This is a genomic window from Psychroserpens sp. BH13MA-6 (genome assembly GCF_052983595.1).
Genome location: NZ_JBRJGE010000001.1, coordinates 510296 through 529280 on the forward strand (window position 1 = coordinate 510296; position 18985 = coordinate 529280).

An 18985-nucleotide genomic window follows, 5' to 3' on the forward strand; every position below is an offset into this window, starting at 1 on the left:
ATAATCGTTTAATTTGTACTATGCATTTTGGCAGCCTTCCTTACAAAACTAAACAATTCTTTTTTGTACTTATCAAATTAAGTATCGTTGTTGGTGCTTTTTATTTTATCTATCATAAATTGACCGACAATCGTGATTTAGATTTCAAGCAATTTTTAGCGTTTTTGTCTGAAAAGAACGTCTTTTCTTTCAAAAACATCAGTTTTTTAGTCATATTGTCTAGTTTGAACTGGTTTTTTGAAATATTAAAATGGAGAACTTTAGTAAATAGTGTTTCATCCATAAACTTCACAAGTGCAACTGAACAAAGTCTCGGATCCCTCACTGCCTCCTTGTTAACACCAAATAGAATTGGTGAATATGGCGCAAAAGCTATGTATTATCATGCTTCAAAGCGGAAACAGATAATGCTTCTCAATCTACTAGGTAACGTTATGCAAATGAGCATTACTGTTATCTTTGGAGTTATCGGATGTTATGTGATGTACTCAAAATACGATCTGAATATCAATTACTATAAAGTCATTCGGCTAATAATGATCATTTTAACGATAGCCTTTATTGCCCTATTTACATTAAAGCAAGACAAATTCAAGATTAAAGGGTTTTCATTAGAACGATTAAAGCATTTCTTTAGCCAACTATCAAAGCAACTTATTTTTAAGACGTTTTGGCTATCTGCGATTAGATACCTCATCTTTTCTTTTCAGTTTTATTACCTCCTGCTGATGTTTGGCGTAGATGTGAGTTATTTTAATGCTATGGTAGTTATCACTACGATGTACTTACTAGCTTCAGTGATTCCTGCTATATTTATTTTTGATGTCATTATAAAAGGTAGTGTTGCCATCTATCTATTTACAATTGTAGGCGTGAATGAATTTACAGTATTGAGTATTATTACACTTATGTGGTTACTTAATTTTGTGCTCCCTAGTATTTTAGGCAGTTATTATGTACTAAACTTTAAATTGTCTAAAGCAAAACCATAAATTATGTTGAGTCTTCTTTTTATTATCCTCTTGTGTTACGTGTTTCTAATCGGAAGCTTTATTTATGGTTTTGATAAAGTGGTTGATTATAAATTAAAAGATATTGCTCCAAAAACAACGTTTACCATTGTTGTGCCCTTTCGTAATGAAGCTGAAAATTTACCGCCATTATTAAAATCACTTTCAAAATTGAACTACCCTAAGTCGCTCTATGAAATTATCCTCGTAAATGATGAATCTACTGATGATTCCTTGAGCTGCATCGAAAAAGAACGATCCATTTTAAACAGTATCTCGCTCACGATTTTAAACAATGAACGCCAAACTAGCGCTCCTAAAAAAGACGCTATTACTACAGCTATCAAACAAGCTAAATACCAGTGGATTGTAACAACTGATGCCGATTGTATCCTCCCCAAATACTGGTTGGACGGTTTGGATTGTTATATTCAAGAACACAAAGTCCAAATGTTAGTAGCTCCAGTTACTTACGGCCAAGCCAACTCCTTTTTCGAACGTTTTCAATTATTGGAAATATTGAGTTTACAAGGCATCACGATTGGAGGATTTGGTATAAATAAGCCACTAATGTGTAATGGTGCTAACTTTGCTTACAAAACATCCTTATTTGAAGCACTTAATGGGTTTTCAGGGAATACAGATATTGCTAGTGGTGATGATATATTTCTGTTAGAAAAGGCTTTAAGCCACGATAAAAAGGCAGTGCATTACATAAAAAATCCGCAACTCACTGTAACTACCAAACCACAAACAACATGGAAAGCAATTGTTGCACAGCGTGTGAGATGGGCTTCAAAAACATCAAAATACAAACGGTTCCTTGGCAAAATGACTGGATTTATAGTACTTGTTACCAATGCCTTACTGGTGTGTTTACCACTATTATATGTACTTCAAATTATCTCTTTAAAAAGCCTGTTATATACTTTTATAGTCAAAAGTCTTATTGATTTGTTATTGATTTTTAAAAGCGCTCGATTTTTTGGACAAGAGTACAGTTTACCGTCCTACTTCTTTGCTTGTATCATCTATCCATTTTTTAATGTTTATGTAGCCTTTCTCTCAGTTTTCAGTCGTTATAAATGGAAAGACAGAGCCTTCACAAAATAGTGCTTTTATCATTTATTTTTGTTAGATTTACCTAACTCTAACCCAATATCGCAATGAAAAAATTTGTCATTTTAGTTGGCCTTCTTTTAACCGTAACCTTATCTGAAGCGCAAGAAGTCTTTATGGTAGATGGAGAACGATTAGTTTTAAAAAATGAAGTAGATGGTCGATTGGATTTACTTTGGAATATCATTGATGGCAATTACCGCTATTTTGTAAGAACGGAATCTAATACCATTGTAGAGCTCAAGAACACTAAAAAAGATGGTAAATACCAAGAAGAATATAAGGCTATTTTATATGAATTGACAAATGCGAGTATGTCTACAGACCGCTTAAATCTGACCCTTTTCAGCCTTAAAGAATTTATAGATACTTATAATAGTTCTGTGGATGCGTCCTATGAATCTACGGTTACTAGAAATAAACTGCAGTTTAGGTTAGGTGCTTTTGCTGGGATTACGAATAATCCGTTTATCACTAATCCAGACAACCTCACAACACCTCTATTTGGAGCAGAACTAGAAGTTTTAGATGTCAAATTAATATCTAGACATGCGGTTTTTCTTCAATTTAGACATGTCTTAGAACAAGATGAATTACAATATTCAACCTCAGAATTGGGTCTTGGATATCGATTTCGAGCTATTAATAATGAAGGCTTCAGTTTATACGGTAATGTAAAGCTTGCCACCTTGAATTTTTCGAATGCCACTGTAGTGACCGAAAATGAAGGCAGTGTCGTCACGGAAGAATTTAATGAAACAGCCTTTGATGTCCCACTAACTTTTGGTGTTGGAGCAGACATAAAAGTTGGTAAAGATGGCTATATCACTTTAGCATACAATGAGTTGTTTTCTGTACTATTAGACAATCAAGGCAACTTCCCGATAGATTTTGCGGTTGGTTATAAGTTTAATTTATAAAAGTTGAAACTCACTAATTACAAAACCAACAATCCTGTTTTCTCAGGCTATTTTTGGGATGGACCAAAATCATCATCAAACACGATGTCGGTTTTGGGAATTACGCTTAAATCGATACTCTGTATTTTAGTCATTGCAGGAATCACAGCCTATATTTGGAAATTAAATGAAGATGGCATGCCTGTAAGATGGTTGACCATAGGTGGTATGTTGGGAGCTATTATTATCAGTATTGTCATTTCCGTAAGACAGCATTGGGCACCATTTTTAGTACCCTTATACACCGTTGCTAAAGGTTGTTTTCTAGGCGGCTTTTCATCCTATGCTCATAAACATTTCCCAGAGTTACCTTATCAGGCAATTGGTGTTACTATCATTACCTTTTTTGTAATGCTCGTTCTTTATCAGACACGGATTATTGTGGTTACGAAAAAATTGCGAAGTGTGATTATCACATCAGCCGTAAGTATTATGGTAGTTTACCTCATCTCATGGATTCTGAGTTTCTTTGGTGTCAAACCTTACCTTTGGGGAACATCTTGGTTAGCCATTGTATTTAACTGTATTGCCGCTATTGTGGCGTCGTTTTCTTTATTATTGGATTTTGACTTTATCGAGCGTTTTAAAAATAAGGCTCCCAAATCTAAAGAATGGCTGGCCACTTGGGGACTTCTTGCCACGCTTATTTGGTTATATGTAGAAACCTTGAGACTGCTCCAAAAATTAGCTATTCGATTTTAATCTAATTTTATGATCACAGGTAGAACGAATTGCGTAGCCACCTCTTGACTACGCTTGATAGCTGGATAAATTTTGGGTAACGAATCGAGACTTCGCCTTAACAAACTATCTAACTGTGGGATTTGTGTTCGTGTTGACTCATGACACCTGATCGTATTGATAAAAAAAGATCCTTGATTATCAATAGTGATTTCTAGAGCAATAGTATCGGTGATTTCTTCTGAAACCACAATGTGGTGTTGAGACAGATTTCGGTTGAGAATTTGTCGTAAGGTTTGTTCGAAACAATACTTTCTATTTGATTTTCCAGTGGTTGAATCACAGGACTGAAAAGACGGATATTCATCAACATCATTCCAATTGAACGTTTTAAGTTCTTCCGCAAGGATATCTTCAGAATACACTTTTTTCTTATCGAAATAATCGCAAGACCATAAACTGAGCAATAGAACTATTGAAAGGACGTGTTTCATGTAAGTCAACTGAAACTGAAAAGTACAATTTTTTTAGATATTTCGGTAACTTACTCCTTTTCCTTCATAAATTTCTCTTCTTTTAGTTCAGAAATGCGTCGTTCCGAAAATTTACTGTAAAAACTATCTGGGAATTTTTCCTTAAAATCTTGATATAGTTGAATTTTGGTATCAATGTCTGCATAGTATTTATCCTTAGTTACTACCATGAAAAACGCAGAACCCACATTCTCTGAATTCTCATCAAGTGACGTTTGAAAAGCTGCTAAGGCCTCTTTGTGTTTTTTTTGTTGATTTAAAACTATGCCCAATTTTTGGTACTCGAAATCTAAGGGCACATCTTTCAAAGCCAAGGCTTGTTTCATGTATTTTTCTGCATTTACAAAATCTTGTAAACTATTGTAATAGGTGCCAATAACGAACAGGGCATTCGCATCATAAGGATTGAAAGCCAATGCTTTTTTTCGTTGTTCAATAGCCAACTCATAATCGGAAAATTCAGCGTGAATAAGACTTAACTTTTCATGAATAAACTCTGAGGATTCCCCTAAATCCAGTAATTTTTGAAACCAGAGTCGCGCATTTTTATAATCATTCAAATAATTATAGTTCTGAGCTTTCAAACTAATAAGTTCCATGTTATTCTCATAGTTTTCTAAACCTTGGTCTATATATTTTAGAGAGATGTCATGCTTCCTTTTGATAAGATAATGCTTGGCTATTTTAAAAATGGCTTTCTGATGCGAATTGTCTAAGTCGTAAGCTGCTCTAAACCGATTCAACGCTGTAGAATCATTCATCCGCTCCATGGCCAAACCCATTTCATAATGGTAATTCGGATTGCGATAATCGATATTCATGAGTTGATTAAAGACCTCGATAGCGGCATCATATTTTTTGGTTTTCGATAACAGCTTCGCATATTCATAAAGCACTAGTGCTTCTTTAGGTTGAGATGTGACGCTTAGTTGATAGTATTCAAGCGCTTTATCGTAATTTCCAATAGCCACGTATGATCGTGCCATTTTATGATACACCTCTTCTTGATTGGTCTGTGTTTTGTAAATGGCAATTGCCTTACTAAAATTTCCATTGACAAATAAACTATCTGCCTTAGTAATCATGGACGATTGTGCAAATAAAGCATTGCCAAGAAACAGAAATAATACAACTAATCTCATTAATTCTTATCCTTTTGATCTGGAGCTGTTTGAAATAAAATTGGCAGAAAATAATTAACCGTTACTGGCTCACCATTTAACTCACCTGGTGTAAATTTTGGTAAGCTATTGATAACTCTTATAGCTTCGGTCTCTAATTCAGGATGTGTTGCCGTTGCTTTTGCTTGCACCACAGCTCCCTCCTTGTTAATTTTAAAAGCAAGAACAATACGGTATTGGTGCTCCAAACCTAATTTAGGAGCCAATTTGGTATTAAAATTTTGATTGACATAACTAGAAACAAAATCTCTAAAGCATTTTTTGGCGTCCTCATTGCTAACAATATTTTCACAATTTTCATTACTTGGAGCTTTGTCTAATTCTGAAAAAAGCACTTCGTCCTTCTTTAATTTGTTTGTGTTTTTAGAGGGACTATTCTTGTCAGCGACCTGAAATATAATTGGTAAACTATAAGGAACGACTACGGGTTGGCCTTTGTGTTCACCAGGAATAAATTGCGGTAATTCGTTGATCACCCGAATCGCTTCTTTCTCTAAGGCAGGATGAGGCGCTCTCGATTTTACTTCTGTTACAAAACCTTCCTTATCAACCTTAAAAATCACATTAATTCGCTGTTTACCACTTAATCCCAAACTTGATGCGAGATTAGTATTAAAGGTTTTGTTCACGTGCATGGCTACATTTTCTGTCATACACTTTTTGCGTTCTTTATTGGTTTTTAATGCATCACAAAAATCGAAAGTTGGTGATTTATCAACAATCGCAAAAGGTACTTCTTCCGATTGACTATCTGACGCTTTGAGGTCTCGAATTTCCATAGTTTCCTGGATCACAGAACTTAGATTCATATAAGTCACGTAATACGACCCATCTTCAAAACGCATCGTGTGTTTCGTAAAACCATCTGGACGTTCTTCATTTTTAGAATGCACCGAATAAAAGACACGTTTTGAAGCACTATCAAATTTCGCCCAGCTCACGTAATCATGATTAGATTTTAAAAATGCTTCATAAGCTTCATGCGTTTTCTTGGTAGCTTCAGACATCTGAGTGTCATCTAATGACATCGAGTAACTATACTGACTTAAATCCACCTGATTATTAGATTCCTGAGCATAAGATGTGGTATATAAAAGCATTGTAAATACCATGGGAATGAATAACAAATATTTTAATAGATGAATTTGTTTAGATTTCGATTTACTTAACATATGGATTCGTTTTTTAATGAATGACTGTTTAAAAAATGGATTTACGAAAGAGAATTCTTGAGTTTCAAAGATCTGAGACAACAAGTTTTGATAATAATCTTTCGGATTTTGTTGTTTGATGGCTTTAGCATCAGCGATGTATTCATGTAGCAAGGCTATTCTACTTTGATACATATAGACTAGAGGATTAAACCAAAAAACAATTCTCAAAATTTCGAATAGTAGCAAGTCTAAGGTGTGCTTTTCCTTTACGTGAATGATTTCATGCTTGACGATAACAGCCCTTTCTTGAGGTTTCAGTTTTTCTCCCATAAAGATGTAGTGAAAAAATGAAAATGCCTTAGTACTATTGAGCAATTCTATAATTAATACATTTCCAAACCATCTTTTTTTATAAGTTAGAGTTAACCACACTATTCTTGACATTTTAAATAAAAAGACAGCCATTGTTAAACACATCCCTATGATCAGAATGATAGACCAAATGGATGTTGATGGCTCCTCTATTGGGAGTCCAGCTTGAGCGGCGATTTCAGGGTGTGACAAATCAATAGGTGTTGTTGTATTACCTATGATAACTTCTGGTAATGTGATTACAAAATCTTTAGAAACTACAGATTTTATTTGTTCTATTTTTATAAAAGGAATAACCACTGAAAGTACAGCCGTAACCAACAGATAACCTCTATTTAAGTTGAAGAACGTTTCCTTTCTAAGGACTAAATCATAGATCATCAAAAACACTAATTGAAACGCAATCGTCTGTAAAATATAATGTAACATACGCTATGTTTTTGATTCGTTAATGTCTTTTAAAATAGTTTCCATATCCTTTAAATCGATATCATTTTTCTTTACAAAAAACGATACCATGCTTTGGAAAGAGCCTTGAAAATAATTTTCAACCAAATTATTGATGCTTTGGTTACTGTAATCTTGCTTTTTTACTAAGGGAAAATACAAATGACCTTTGCCTTGCTTCTCATAATCCACAAAACCCTTATTCTCCAAGATGCGAACAATAGTCGACACGGTATTATAAGCAGGTTTGGGCGCCTTTATTTCGGCAATAATATCTTTAACATTCCCCTTTCCCAATTGCCATAGGATTTGCATAATCTCTTCCTCTGCTTTTGTGAGTTGCTTCATTACTTAATTGTATTTTAGTCTTTGGTAGTTAACCAAAGCATTAAATTTCTTATAAACTCTAAATTGTTTGGGGCATGTGATGATTGTGCTACGGACACTTAGCACACTAAAAATACCACAAAGACAACCCCCTTTTTCACAACATTCTAATGAATCAAAATAGTTTTTCTATCACAAATATAACTAAATTTTTAGTTACAACTAAATTTTTAGTTCATAAGTGTAACATAAAGGGTTATTTATCGTCTAATCATTAACGTTTGAAATTTATTATATGGATATATTTTTAGTTGTTTTAGCAGGAATTTTCATGATCCTTGGCATTATTGGAAGTTTTCTGCCTGTCTTACCTGGTCCTTTGACAAGTTGGGTAGGTCTTCTCATATTTCATTTAGCCAAGGCTATCCCTATGAATTGGACATTTCTCATTATCACCTTCATTGTTGCCTTGGGTATATGGATTCTCGATTATATTATTCCAGCTATGGGCACCAAGCGATTTGGTGGCACGAAAGCTGGTATGATCGGGACATCAATAGGCTTAATCGTAGGGTTACTATCTCCCATTCCAGGTGGTATCATTATCGGACCCTTTTTTGGAGCACTTATTGGCGAATTAATTAATAAGTCTGAATTTGATAAAGCTTTAAAAGCGGCATTTGGATCCTTTCTTGGTTTTATCGCTTCTACCTTTATAAAATTCATGGTCGCGATGATTTTCTTAGGATTCTATATTGTGAAGTTCTTTGATTATCAGGAGGTCATCTTCTAATTCAAAATGTGACCAAAAGATAAACCTAACACTTGTTGAGAAATGTTAGGTTTGTTTCTTTGCTATTAATTCAACAAATTACTTAGAGGGATTAATTAAGTTTGTTGACTTATTCAAATATAGAAATTGTCTTTTACTTTTTGTTACGGAAAAACCGTAAACTTGATGCGGAAAAACCGTAGTTATCAATGATAGCAAGGGTTTCAGAAGGAAATGAAACCGTAAAAAAATACATTTTTTTTTGATTTTTTAAAGAAACCCTTTTTTTCTGGCTTCAATAATGAGTGATTCATCCTTTCCATCGTTAATTGAGAACAATATTTTGAGTTGTTTTTTACGCTTTTCGATAGCACTCATAGATAAATCGATGTATTCTGTTAAGCTTCGTGTTTTGATCCCCTGAGATAATAAATGAAGTATTTTTCTATTGATTTCATCGACATAAATTTCATTAACCACCGATTTATTCAAAAAATTACTCACGGTACTACTGTAATATGGTGGATCTATTAAAATGTGATGGAACGCTTCTGCCAGTTCGCTAGACGTAAGATCACTCTTTATTAAGAAACCATCTGGATTAATCTCCTTCACGATACTGTGAATCCTGTAAGATTCATTAAACATGGTCAAAATGATGACTTTAGCATTTGGCATGATAGTCCGTGAAATTTTAGCTAAGTCCTCACCTGAGGTGATCTTACCGTCTTCAGATGCTGGTAAACTGATATCAAAAAAACACACATCATAAGGTCGTTCTTTTGCGGCCTTTTGCATTAAAAGATTAGCAGCGTCACAAGTATTAGCCGTATCGATGACTAAAGTTTGATCCTCTTTCTTTGTGGCCATTAATGTGTTTTGGTAACCTTCAATAATGATTGGATGGTCATCCACCATCAATATATGAATGTGTTGCATGATGTCTAATTTTTGTAAGGTATCGTAATTTTAACCTCAGTCCCTTGTTGTATTGATGAGATAAACTCGGCTGTCCCTTCAACCTCATTTACTCTTGAGTTAATGTTTTTGATTCCGATACCTTTTTTACTTTTGTTGACATCAAAACCATCACCATTATCTATAATCAACAAGCAAATTACATTATTTTTTAATTGAATACTAATTTTTACCTGGTTAGCATTGGCATGTTTGTAGATATTCTGAAGTGATTCCTGTATAATTCTATAAATATTAATCTTGGTCTTATTGGGTACCATTTCCCAATTAATGTCATCGGTATATTCGAATGATGATTTGAGTTGATACGCTTGAGTCTGCTTGTCAATCAGTTCTGAAACAATATCCATAAATCCGGAGCCAGAAACAAAATCTGTATTTAAATCATGTGAGATTTTCCGTATATCATTTTCAATGGTTTTTAACTCCTGAATATAGGACGCTCTGTTAGTAATAGCATCTTTACCTTCCGAAAAATTCAAACTATCCAAACTCAATCTCGTACCAAAAAGTCTGCCCAAGACACCATCGTGTAATTCCTCTGAAATGCGCTTCTTTTCATTGGCACGTGCCTCGTCTACTTTATCTTGTTGTGAAAGCATCAAGTTATAAATCTCCTCGTTGGCTTTTTGTTGTTCCTTTTCGAATTTTAATTCCTTGTTCTTGGCGCGTTGAGTAATAATAATATACAGGAGAAATAACGTTAATAACAAGCCTGCGGAAATAATCATGAGCCACATTCGCTGTTCTGAAATCCTTCTATTTTCTTCCTCTATCTTATCCGTTTCAAATTCAATTCTCGCAAACTTATTTCTAACATTTAAGTTAACTTTCATTAAACTATCAGTCAACCTGATATGCTCTTTCAAGTATTTTTTGCCTTTTTCGCCCTCACTTACATCGGCTAAAATTAGTAATGCGGCTTGTCTCAACTCGTTATCTGAAATCGTTGAAGAAATGGATAATGCTTCATTAGCATATTTAACTATCGAATCTGTTTCTCCAGTTTCCTTATATAACTTTGCGAGATCAAAAGCAATGTTCATTTGCAGTACGTCATCCTCCAATTCTATGGCTCTTGAGTAAGATTCATTAAATTTACTCTTCACCAATTCAAAATCGTATGTCCCAGATTCCAATTGGGTATCGGCAATATTATCAATGATTCCTGGATAGAAGGTCGGATCAAGCTCTTCGTACTTAGGTCGTAAGGGCAGCAAACTTTCATAGAGTTCTATAGCTTTATCAAAATTTCCCATTTGACGGTAGACATACGCCGTATTATTTATAGAATATACTTCATTTAGGAATCCATCATCTATTTGCTTAGCATATTCATTAGATTTCTCGTAATACTCAATTGATTTCTCATAATTACCTAATTCTCTCGAAATAATACCCATTAAATTATAGGCATTCCATAGTTTGTCGAGTCTGTTTTGCGTTTTCGGCAAACTACTCAGTATCAAAATAGATTTTATTGCAGTTTCCTCCGCTCCTGCATATATTTTTTCAATTTGTTGAATATCTGCGAGATAAAGCAATGCCGTACCTTTGGCCTCGGAGACTTCATTTTTGGGATAAAATTGAAGTGCTTTTGAATAAAAATAATAGGAGCTATCGTTCTTTTGTAAATATCTATAAAAAGAGCCTAAATTGGAACCTGCGACCGTAATAGCGGATGAATCTCTTAACCTCTGAGCTAATTCATAGTTTGATCTGTTGATTCTTACATATTCATCATAATTCTCAGAGAGAAAATACATCATTGATAGATTTCTGTGAGCTTTAAGTATCATAGAATCCACACCGTAGCTTTGTGCTAGTTCTGAGGATTTCAACGCATAATTTAAGCGTACATCAAGAGGTTCTTCTTCATTTTTAGATTGCTCGATTAGCAGATCAATAGAGTCTAATGTCTTGTTTTGTGCAGCAATTGAAGTAGCACTTAGGAAAATGAATACAATTAAAAGTAAAAGGACTCTTAACAAAATGAAATACGTTTATTTCAAAAATAGAGTAAATTAAATGAATTTATAGCAGAATAAAAAAAAAGTCCTTACCATAGGCAAGGACTTTAAATGAAAAGTTTTTAAAGCGGATATTAACCTTGAGATTCTAATTTCAACTTCTTTTTATCTAATGCTAATAAATCTTTCTGGTGGTACTCCTTGTAAACTGGTTTATCAGTATCCACAACAGAGTCACTGCTTTGTCCAGATACCGTTAATAATAATACAGCTAGTAGTAAAAAAGTAATTTTCAGGGTCTTCATGTTTTTCGTTTTTAGGGATTATATAGTTTCAATTATGTTAATAACAAACAGCATTAAAAATGCCAATTCGAGGGATGAATGGATTATTAACTATAAAGCATAAAATGCCTATAAAATTGAGGGAAACTTAAATACCTAAAAGGCATTTAAACATGAATGGATTAATAAAATTTCCTTGATAAGTGATGTTAGGGGCTTATGAAGGACTTCAAACATAGCACATTTTAATAGATAAACAAAAATAAATCCGATAAAATGTATTTTTATATCGACGAAATACGTGTTTTCGTCCAAAAATTGTTAGTTACTTGTTAATAACTGCTTGATTATTACCTCTAAACAAAAAAGCATCCCGATTTTTGATTGCTCAAAAAAAGGAAAGCTTCTCATCGGTAAGAACTCAACAACATTGAGTTTCTCACAACTCTAGGATGACTCCTAGAACAACACAACTAATCGTTATTGCTAAAAAAAGCTCCAATTTCTTAGAGCTTTAGTTTTGCAATTTTTTTGCGGTCTGGACGGGACTCGAACCCGCGACCTTCGCCGTGACAGGGCGACATTCTAACCAACTGAACTACCAGACCGTTGCATTATTGCGGTTGCAAATATACACTGCATTTTTTATAACACAAACATTTTATAAAGAATTTTGACAAAAATTAAATAAACTTTTGACGCTCTACCAAATAGGTCGTCAAAATTTTATCAAAAGATTGATGAATGTCTGCCTCTACGTATTTGATCTGATATTGACCACACTTCAATCGTATGCTCTTAAAATAGGTCTCTACAGCACTTTCATACCCTTCTTTTACAGTGTCTGGATAAAGATTGATAAACTCATTAGTTTCTACATCTACAAAGCGCTTTGGTGCATTGTCAAAATCAAAGTTTAATTCCTTGGATTTATCGATCACATGAAATAAGACGACTTCATGCTTGTTGTACTTTAAGTGACGTAGCGCCTCAAATAATTGTACCTCATCTGTAGATGTTTGAAACATGTCTGTAAAGAAGAAAATCAACGAGCGCCTATGGATATTCTCAGCAATTTGATGCAGGTATGTATACGTCTCTGTAGTTTTGTTCAAAGGTTTTGAAACCACTGTCTGACTCAATTGATTCAGCAACATCTGATGATGACGTTCACTGCCCTTTTCAGGTGCATAATAATCATAAGCATCACTATAAATACTAAGACCAACCGCATCACGTTGCTTTTTAAGGATATGCATCAGTGAAGCAGATGCTAAGGCAGAAAAACCTATTTTATTTAAATTGCCAATGCTCAAATTATTGATTTCAGGATAATGCATAGAGCTACTGTTATCAACTATAAGATGACATCTTAAATTCGTTTCATCATCGTAACGCTTGGTATATAGCTTATCGGTCTTGGCATATAACTTCCAATCGATATGTCTCGTACTTTCCCCTTGATTATAAATTTTGTGTTCAGCAAACTCGGCAGAAAACCCGTGAAAAGGACTTTTATGCATGCCAGCTATAAAACCTTCAACCACTTGCTTGGCTAATAATTCAAGGTTTTTAAAGCCACCTGCTTTATTGAGTTCTGCCTGTAAATTCATAGTGCTATTTTAACAAGGCATCAACAATTCCATAAGACACAGATTCTTCTGCATCCATCCAATGATCACGATTAAAATCCTTCATCACCTTATCATAATCCTGTCCACAATTATCTGCTAATATTTGGGCACTAAGTTCTTTGGTCTTTAAAATTTCCTGTGCTGTAATTTCAATATCACTAGCTTGTCCACGAGCACCTCCACTAGGCTGATGAATCATCACTCTAGCATGTGGCTGGATAAAACGTTTCCCTTTGGTACCCACAGATAATAAAATTGAGCCCATTGAAGCAGCCAACCCTGTACAAATCGTAGAGACATCACTTTTCAAAGATGTGATACAATCATAAATGGCAAACCCAGAGGTCACATAACCTCCTGGACTATTAATAAAAAGTTGAATATCTTTTGTTTCCAAAGAATCGAGATACATCAATCGGTCAATAACGTGTTTCGCAGATTTATCATCCACTTGTCCCCAAAGAAACACTTTGCGTTCCTCTAGTAATTTACTATCAATTAAGTCCTGCGTTTTTGCTTGCTTACTCATAGGTATGTTGTCTAAATTTTAGTTAAAAATAAAAAAAGGTTTACCATAACGGCAAACCTTTTATCATTTCTTTTAGAATATATCTTATAATAAAGAATCGATAGCGTCTGTGTACGCGTTTTTAGGAGCTACACCTACTTGACGACCTACAACTTCACCATTTTGGAATACTAAAACTGTAGGGATATTTCTCACACCATACTTCGCAGCGAATTCTTGATTGGCATCTACATCCACTTTTCCTACAACGGCTTTACCGTCATATTCTGTACTTATTTCATCAATGATTGGTCCAACCATACGACAAGGTCCACACCAAGCAGCCCAAAAATCCACCATCACTGGTTTATCGCTCTTTAATACTGTTTCTTCAAACGTTGCATCTGTTATTTCTAATGCCATAATTATATTATCTATATGTTTAACTTCGTTTTAATACACAAAATTAGTCAAAAATTTTGCCAAACCTTACATCCTCTGTATTTGTTTTGATTATAGGCTTATTGAGCCTTTATATGCTGTCGTTATGGCACATCCCATGGTGTTTCAACACCATAGGGTCAGGCTCTCGCCAGTCGCTCTCTCAAAAGAGGAGCTTCAACAGTGGCTCCATCCTTTGTGCAAAGTCCACTAGTTTAATTTATACAACACATCTTTCATATCCAATGCATTCAGTAGTTCCTGTGATATGGCTACTTTTTGCTTTCTACTCGGCATGTTCAGTTTGATTTTTTCAGCGTTGTCATAAATGACAAAATTTAAGGCTTTCTCACCTCTGTAATTGTGAAACAAGGTTTTTAATTCTGAAATCCGTTCCGTTTTTAAATCCCGAATATTTAATTGAATCGATAACTTCTTAGCATAAGTATCCATGACATCGTGCAACAGTTGAAAATTGTTAAACTGCAACCTCGGATCTCCCTTTTTACCGGTATCTCGATTCACCCATCCTTCCCGTATAAATGATCGAACATAAACAAAACTATTCTTCACCAAGAAATGCCTAAATTTTAAGTATTCTTCACCAAATATTCTAAAGTCATAACTGTCCGTATAATCTTCCACGGTAAATATCGCCCAGCCTTTTCCTTGTTTGCTCACACGGTGTTGCACATCAGTCACAACACCACCAAAGGTAATCTCTCGGTTCACATATTGTTCCATGTCATTAAACAAGGCCAAGGTGCCATTGCAAAAGGTTTTCATTTCCACCTTAAAGTCGTCTAAGGGATGTCCCGATATATACACACCTACCACCTCTTTTTCTTGGGCTAATTTCTCCATAGTTCCCCATTCCTCACAAGGAGGCACCACAGGTTCAGCAATCTGTACATCACTTGCCGCTCCAAAGAGACTGACTTGTGCTGAATTCTCATTCTCCTGATGCTTAGCACCATATTTAATCGCTTTTTCTAAGAAGGTGATTCCATCACCTTCATCATGAAAATATTGTGCTCTATGGGTGTCTCCAAAACCATCAAAACCACCTGCTAAGGCTAAGTTCTCAAACGCTTTTTTATTAGCAGCACGCAAATCAATACGTTTGGCCATATCAAAGATGGATTTATAAGGTCCATCCTTTTTTCGATTCTCTACAATGGTTTTGACAGCTCCATGACCAACGCCTTTTATGGCTCCCATTCCGAATCGCACAGCACCATCTTGATTTACAGAAAACTTATAATAAGATTCGTTCACATCAGGTCCCAATACATCCAAGCGCATACGTTTGCACTCCTCCATAAAGAAGGTGACTTGTTTGATATCGTTCATGTTATTAGACAACACAGCTGCCATATATTCGGCTGGATAATGCGCCTTTAAATACGCCGTTTGGTATGCAATCCACGCATAGCAAGTTGAGTGTGATTTATTAAAAGCATAACTCGCAAATGCTTCCCAATCCTTCCAAATTTTTTCAAGTTTTTTGGCATCATGACCATTGGCAACCGCTTGTTCAATAAACTTAGGTTTCATCTTATCCAAAACGGCTATTTGCTTTTTACCCATAGCTTTTCGCAGGACATCGGCTTCACCTTTGGTAAAATCTGCCAATTTCTGTGAGAGCAACATCACCTGCTCTTGGTATACTGTAATACCATAGGTTTCTTGCAGGTACTCCTCCATGGCAGGAAGATCATAATCAATCTCTTCTTCACCATGCTTCCGTCTTACGAAGCTTGGAATATATTCCATTGGACCTGGTCGGTATAACGCATTCATCGCAATCAAATCCTCAAAAACTGTCGGTTTTAAATCTCGTAAATGTTTTTGCATTCCTGGAGATTCATACTGAAATACACCAACTGTTTCTCCTCTTTGGAAGAGCGCATAGGTCTTTTCATCATCCAAAGGGAAACTCTCTGGATCTAATAATACGTCGTGCTTCGCTTTTACGATTTTAACGGTATCCTTTATCAAAGTCAAGGTTTTCAAACCGAGAAAATCCATTTTTAATAATCCGGCATCTTCAACGACAGAGTTATCAAATTGGGTGACATACAAATCTGAATCCTTGGCTGTAGCGACTGGAACAAACTTTGTAATATCGTCTGGTGTGATGATCACACCACAGGCGTGAATTCCCGTGTTTCTTACCGAACCTTCGAGAGTTCTGGCTAAATTGACGGTTTCAGACTCTAAATCTTTGCCATCAGCAATTTGTAGTAACTGATTGACTTTCTCTAAATCTTCAGCTCTAAATTTCTTACTCAATTCCTTTTCGTCCAAACCAAAAATCTTGTTTAATTTGGACATGGTTGGAATCAATTTGGCGATACGATCGGCATCAAACAATGGCAAATCTAAAACTCTAGCAGTATCGCGAATAGACGACTTGGCTGCCATGGTTCCGTATGTAATTATCTGAGCTACCTGATTTGCACCGTACTTTTCTATCACATAATCCATGACACGACTTCGACCTTCATCATCAAAATCGATATCGATATCTGGCATACTGATACGATCCGGATTAAGGAAACGCTCAAAAAGCAAATCGTATTTCAAAGGATCTATATTGGTAATCCAAAGGCAATAAGCCACTACAGACCCAGCCGCAGAACCACGACCTGGACCAACCGACACATCCATATTTCGTGCTTCACGGATAAAATCCTCTACAATCAAAAAGTAGCCTGGATATCCTGTATTCTCAATAACGCTTAATTCAAAATCAAGACGTTCTGTTATCTCGTCTGTAAGTTCACCATACCGTTTTTTAGCACCTTCATAGGTGAGGTGTCTTAAATAGGCATTTTCACCTCGTTTGCCACCATCAGCCAAATCAGCATCATCTTTAAATTTGTCTGGAATATCAAACGCAGGTAACAGGACATCTCGAGCCAATTCGTAGGCTTCAACTTTGTCTACGACTTCCTGTATATTTAAAATCGCCTCAGGAACATCCCTAAAAAGGGCTTTCATCTCCTCTGAGGATTTAAAATAATATTCTTGGTTTGGCAATCCATAACGATAGCCTCTTCCACGACCTATGGGTGTGGCTTGCTTTTCTCCATCCTTAACACATAAGAGAATATCGTGAGCATTGGCATCTTCCTGTTTCCCGTAGTACGTATTATTAGTTGCTACCAGTTTGACCTGATGCTTTTTAGAAAAATCAATTAAAACAGGATTGACTCGATTTTCGTCTTCTTGATTATGACGCATTAATTCGATGTACAAATCGTCTTTAAAAACGGATTTCCACCAAAGCAAGGCTTCTTCTGCTTGATTTTCACCAACATTTAATACTTTACTTGGAACCTCTCCGTAGAGATTACCTGTGAGGCAAATAAGATCTTCACGGTATTGTTCAATTAGAGCTTTATCAATTCTAGGCAAATAGTAAAATCCATCTACGAAAGCGTGCGAGGATAACTTTGCTAGATTGTGATAGCCGTTTTTGTTTTTGGCTAATAAGACAATTTGGTAACCATTGTCTTTTCTGGTTTTATCTTGATGATCTTCACACACAAAAAACTCACAACCTATAATCGGTTTAATTTCTTTTAGAGTGGTGACTTCGCCTTGCGCTTTCGCTTCTGCAATTTTTGCTTGAACGGATTTATTGTAATTACCTACGGCTTTCACAAAGTGAAATGCTCCCATCATATTGGCATGATCTGTTAACGCTACGGCTGGCATTTGCTGTTCAGCAGCTACATTTACTAAGTCCTGAACACTTAGGGTAGATTGCAGTACGGAAAATTGGGAGTGGTTATGTAAATGAACAAAATCAACCTCAGCTAAATCAGAAATATTCTCTTGAATTTCTGCTTCGGAAATATCGTCACTCTGTTGTTTTTGGAGTCGCTCATTAATTTTAGCACTCGCTTTCTTCAGATTGATATGCTTCAACCCAATGAGCTGAATAGGTTTTGGATTCTCTTGATTAAATTGTTCAAAATAATCAGGTTGTACATCCAATTCTTCCTTGGTGTATTCTCGCAAGCGAATTAATTCCAAAAAACAGCGAGTCGTAGCCTCAACATCAGCGGTAGCATTATGAGCTTCAGCAAATGGTTGGTCGAACAAATGTTGATGTAGTTCTGTTAGTGTTGGTAATTTGAACTTACCTCCACGACCTCCTGGAAGTTGACAGAGTTCAGCCGTATGTTCGGTACAAGTATCTAAAACCGGTAGCTCTTGAAGATTATTAGCCATGTCTTCACGAACAAACTCAGCACCCATAATATTCAAATCGAATCCTAAGTTTTGTCCAACAACAAATTTGGTTTTTGATAAAGCACTATTGAATTTTTCAAGAACCTCTATTAGCGGTATACCTTGTTCGAGAGCAAGCTCCGTTGAAATCCCATGGATTTTTTCAGCGTCATATGGGATGTTAAACCCTTCTGGTTGCACGAGATAGTCTTGATGATCGATACAATTCCCCATAGCATCATGCAATTGCCAAGCAATTTGAATACATCTAGGCCAATTGTCAACATCTGTTATTGGTGCATCCCAGCGTTTCGGTAATCCTGTGGTTTCGGTATCAAAGATTAAATACATATGGACATTAATTAGAGGT

16 protein-coding genes and 1 tRNA gene are annotated in these 18985 nt (G+C 35.5%); 5 read left to right on the forward strand and 12 right to left on the reverse strand.

Annotated elements, in window-relative coordinates; all coding sequences use genetic code 11:
* Positions 1-20 precede the first annotated feature (20 nt).
* From ACU8DI_RS02170 to ACU8DI_RS02185, 4 genes are read left to right on the forward strand one after another with little or no spacing between them, the layout of a single operon-like run.
* The gene (locus ACU8DI_RS02170; protein WP_447111092.1) at positions 21-992 is read left to right on the forward strand and encodes a lysylphosphatidylglycerol synthase domain-containing protein; all 972 of its coding nucleotides are present in this window, start codon (positions 21-23) and stop codon (positions 990-992) included.
* A gap of 3 nt (positions 993-995) precedes the next feature.
* Positions 996-2123: a glycosyltransferase family 2 protein gene (locus ACU8DI_RS02175; protein WP_447111093.1), complete on the forward strand. Its 1128-nt coding sequence runs from the start codon at positions 996-998 to the stop codon at positions 2121-2123.
* 53 nt (positions 2124-2176) lie between these two features.
* Entirely contained in the window at positions 2177-3049 is an 873-nt protein-coding gene (locus ACU8DI_RS02180; protein ID WP_447111094.1) for a hypothetical protein, read from the forward strand.
* Between the two features lie 3 nt (positions 3050-3052).
* A complete protein-coding gene (locus tag ACU8DI_RS02185) occupies positions 3053-3790 on the forward strand; it encodes a Bax inhibitor-1/YccA family protein (RefSeq protein WP_447111095.1) in 738 nt (245 codons plus the stop codon).
* Here the strand turns inward: ACU8DI_RS02185 and ACU8DI_RS02190 are convergent.
* From ACU8DI_RS02190 to ACU8DI_RS02205, 4 genes are read right to left on the reverse strand one after another with little or no spacing between them, the layout of a single operon-like run.
* Positions 3787-4263, reverse strand: a complete 477-nt coding sequence (locus tag ACU8DI_RS02190; protein WP_447111096.1) for a hypothetical protein — start codon at positions 4261-4263, stop codon at positions 3787-3789. The genes ACU8DI_RS02185 and ACU8DI_RS02190 overlap by 4 nt on opposite strands.
* Positions 4264-4313: 50 nt before the next feature.
* Positions 4314-5444, reverse strand: a complete 1131-nt coding sequence (locus ACU8DI_RS02195) for a tetratricopeptide repeat protein (protein ID WP_447111097.1) — start codon at positions 5442-5444, stop codon at positions 4314-4316.
* Entirely contained in the window at positions 5444-7438 is a 1995-nt protein-coding gene (locus ACU8DI_RS02200; protein WP_447111098.1) for an energy transducer TonB, read from the reverse strand. Before ACU8DI_RS02200 ends, ACU8DI_RS02195 begins: the two co-directional genes overlap by 1 nt.
* A 3-nt stretch (positions 7439-7441) precedes the next feature.
* Positions 7442-7804 (reverse strand): BlaI/MecI/CopY family transcriptional regulator, encoded by a 363-nt coding sequence (locus ACU8DI_RS02205; RefSeq protein ID WP_447111099.1) that lies wholly within the window; start codon positions 7802-7804, stop codon positions 7442-7444.
* 274 nt (positions 7805-8078) lie between these two features.
* Between ACU8DI_RS02205 and ACU8DI_RS02210 the strand changes: the two genes are divergently transcribed.
* The gene (locus tag ACU8DI_RS02210; protein WP_447111100.1) at positions 8079-8576 is read left to right on the forward strand and encodes a DUF456 domain-containing protein; all 498 of its coding nucleotides are present in this window, start codon (positions 8079-8081) and stop codon (positions 8574-8576) included.
* Between the two features lie 249 nt (positions 8577-8825).
* Here the strand turns inward: ACU8DI_RS02210 and ACU8DI_RS02215 are convergent, their stop codons facing one another.
* From ACU8DI_RS02215 to dnaE, 8 genes are all read right to left on the reverse strand, one after another.
* On the reverse strand, positions 8826-9494 hold the full coding sequence (locus ACU8DI_RS02215; RefSeq protein ID WP_447111101.1) for a response regulator: 669 nt from the start codon (positions 9492-9494) through the stop codon (positions 8826-8828).
* A 5-nt stretch (positions 9495-9499) separates the two neighbouring features.
* A complete protein-coding gene (locus ACU8DI_RS02220; RefSeq protein WP_447111102.1) occupies positions 9500-11524 on the reverse strand; it encodes a tetratricopeptide repeat protein in 2025 nt (674 codons plus the stop codon).
* Positions 11525-11637: 113 nt separating this feature from the next.
* Positions 11638-11808: a hypothetical protein gene (locus ACU8DI_RS02225; protein ID WP_447111103.1), complete on the reverse strand. Its 171-nt coding sequence runs from the start codon at positions 11806-11808 to the stop codon at positions 11638-11640.
* 513 nt (positions 11809-12321) lie between these two features.
* Positions 12322-12395: transfer RNA gene (locus tag ACU8DI_RS02230), tRNA-Asp, on the reverse strand.
* 75 nt (positions 12396-12470) lie between these two features.
* Positions 12471-13400, reverse strand: a complete 930-nt coding sequence (locus ACU8DI_RS02235; protein ID WP_447111104.1) for a DUF58 domain-containing protein — start codon at positions 13398-13400, stop codon at positions 12471-12473.
* A gap of 4 nt (positions 13401-13404) precedes the next feature.
* On the reverse strand, positions 13405-13950 hold the full coding sequence (locus tag ACU8DI_RS02240; protein ID WP_447111105.1) for a ClpP family protease: 546 nt from the start codon (positions 13948-13950) through the stop codon (positions 13405-13407).
* Between the two features lie 84 nt (positions 13951-14034).
* The gene (gene trxA / locus ACU8DI_RS02245; protein ID WP_447111561.1) at positions 14035-14358 is read right to left on the reverse strand and encodes a thioredoxin; all 324 of its coding nucleotides are present in this window, start codon (positions 14356-14358) and stop codon (positions 14035-14037) included.
* Between the two features lie 222 nt (positions 14359-14580).
* Positions 14581-18966 carry a DNA polymerase III subunit alpha gene (gene dnaE / locus ACU8DI_RS02250; protein ID WP_447111106.1) on the reverse strand — a complete coding sequence of 1462 codons (4386 nt, stop codon included), beginning with the start codon at positions 18964-18966 and terminating at the stop codon, positions 14581-14583.
* Positions 18967-18985: the final 19 nt, after the last annotated feature.

Excerpts from the sequence above, each read along its gene's own strand:
- ACU8DI_RS02170 (WP_447111092.1), top strand. The coding sequence starts at position 21 with ATGCATTTTGGCAGCCTTCCTTACAAAACTAAACAATTCTTTTTTGTA.
- ACU8DI_RS02175 (WP_447111093.1), top strand. The coding sequence starts at position 996 with ATGTTGAGTCTTCTTTTTATTATCCTCTTGTGTTACGTGTTTCTAATC.
- ACU8DI_RS02180 (WP_447111094.1), top strand. The coding sequence starts at position 2,177 with ATGAAAAAATTTGTCATTTTAGTTGGCCTTCTTTTAACCGTAACCTTA.
- ACU8DI_RS02190 (WP_447111096.1), bottom strand. The coding sequence starts at position 4,263 with ATGAAACACGTCCTTTCAATAGTTCTATTGCTCAGTTTATGGTCTTGC.
- ACU8DI_RS02195 (WP_447111097.1), bottom strand. The coding sequence starts at position 5,444 with ATGAGATTAGTTGTATTATTTCTGTTTCTTGGCAATGCTTTATTTGCA.
- ACU8DI_RS02200 (WP_447111098.1), bottom strand. The coding sequence starts at position 7,438 with ATGTTACATTATATTTTACAGACGATTGCGTTTCAATTAGTGTTTTTG.
- ACU8DI_RS02205 (WP_447111099.1), bottom strand. The coding sequence starts at position 7,804 with ATGAAGCAACTCACAAAAGCAGAGGAAGAGATTATGCAAATCCTATGG.
- ACU8DI_RS02210 (WP_447111100.1), top strand. The coding sequence starts at position 8,079 with ATGGATATATTTTTAGTTGTTTTAGCAGGAATTTTCATGATCCTTGGC.
- ACU8DI_RS02215 (WP_447111101.1), bottom strand. The coding sequence starts at position 9,494 with ATGCAACACATTCATATATTGATGGTGGATGACCATCCAATCATTATT.
- ACU8DI_RS02225 (WP_447111103.1), bottom strand. The coding sequence starts at position 11,808 with ATGAAGACCCTGAAAATTACTTTTTTACTACTAGCTGTATTATTATTA.
- ACU8DI_RS02235 (WP_447111104.1), bottom strand. The coding sequence starts at position 13,400 with ATGAATTTACAGGCAGAACTCAATAAAGCAGGTGGCTTTAAAAACCTT.
- ACU8DI_RS02240 (WP_447111105.1), bottom strand. The coding sequence starts at position 13,950 with ATGAGTAAGCAAGCAAAAACGCAGGACTTAATTGATAGTAAATTACTA.
- dnaE (WP_447111106.1), bottom strand. The coding sequence starts at position 18,966 with ATGTATTTAATCTTTGATACCGAAACCACAGGATTACCGAAACGCTGG.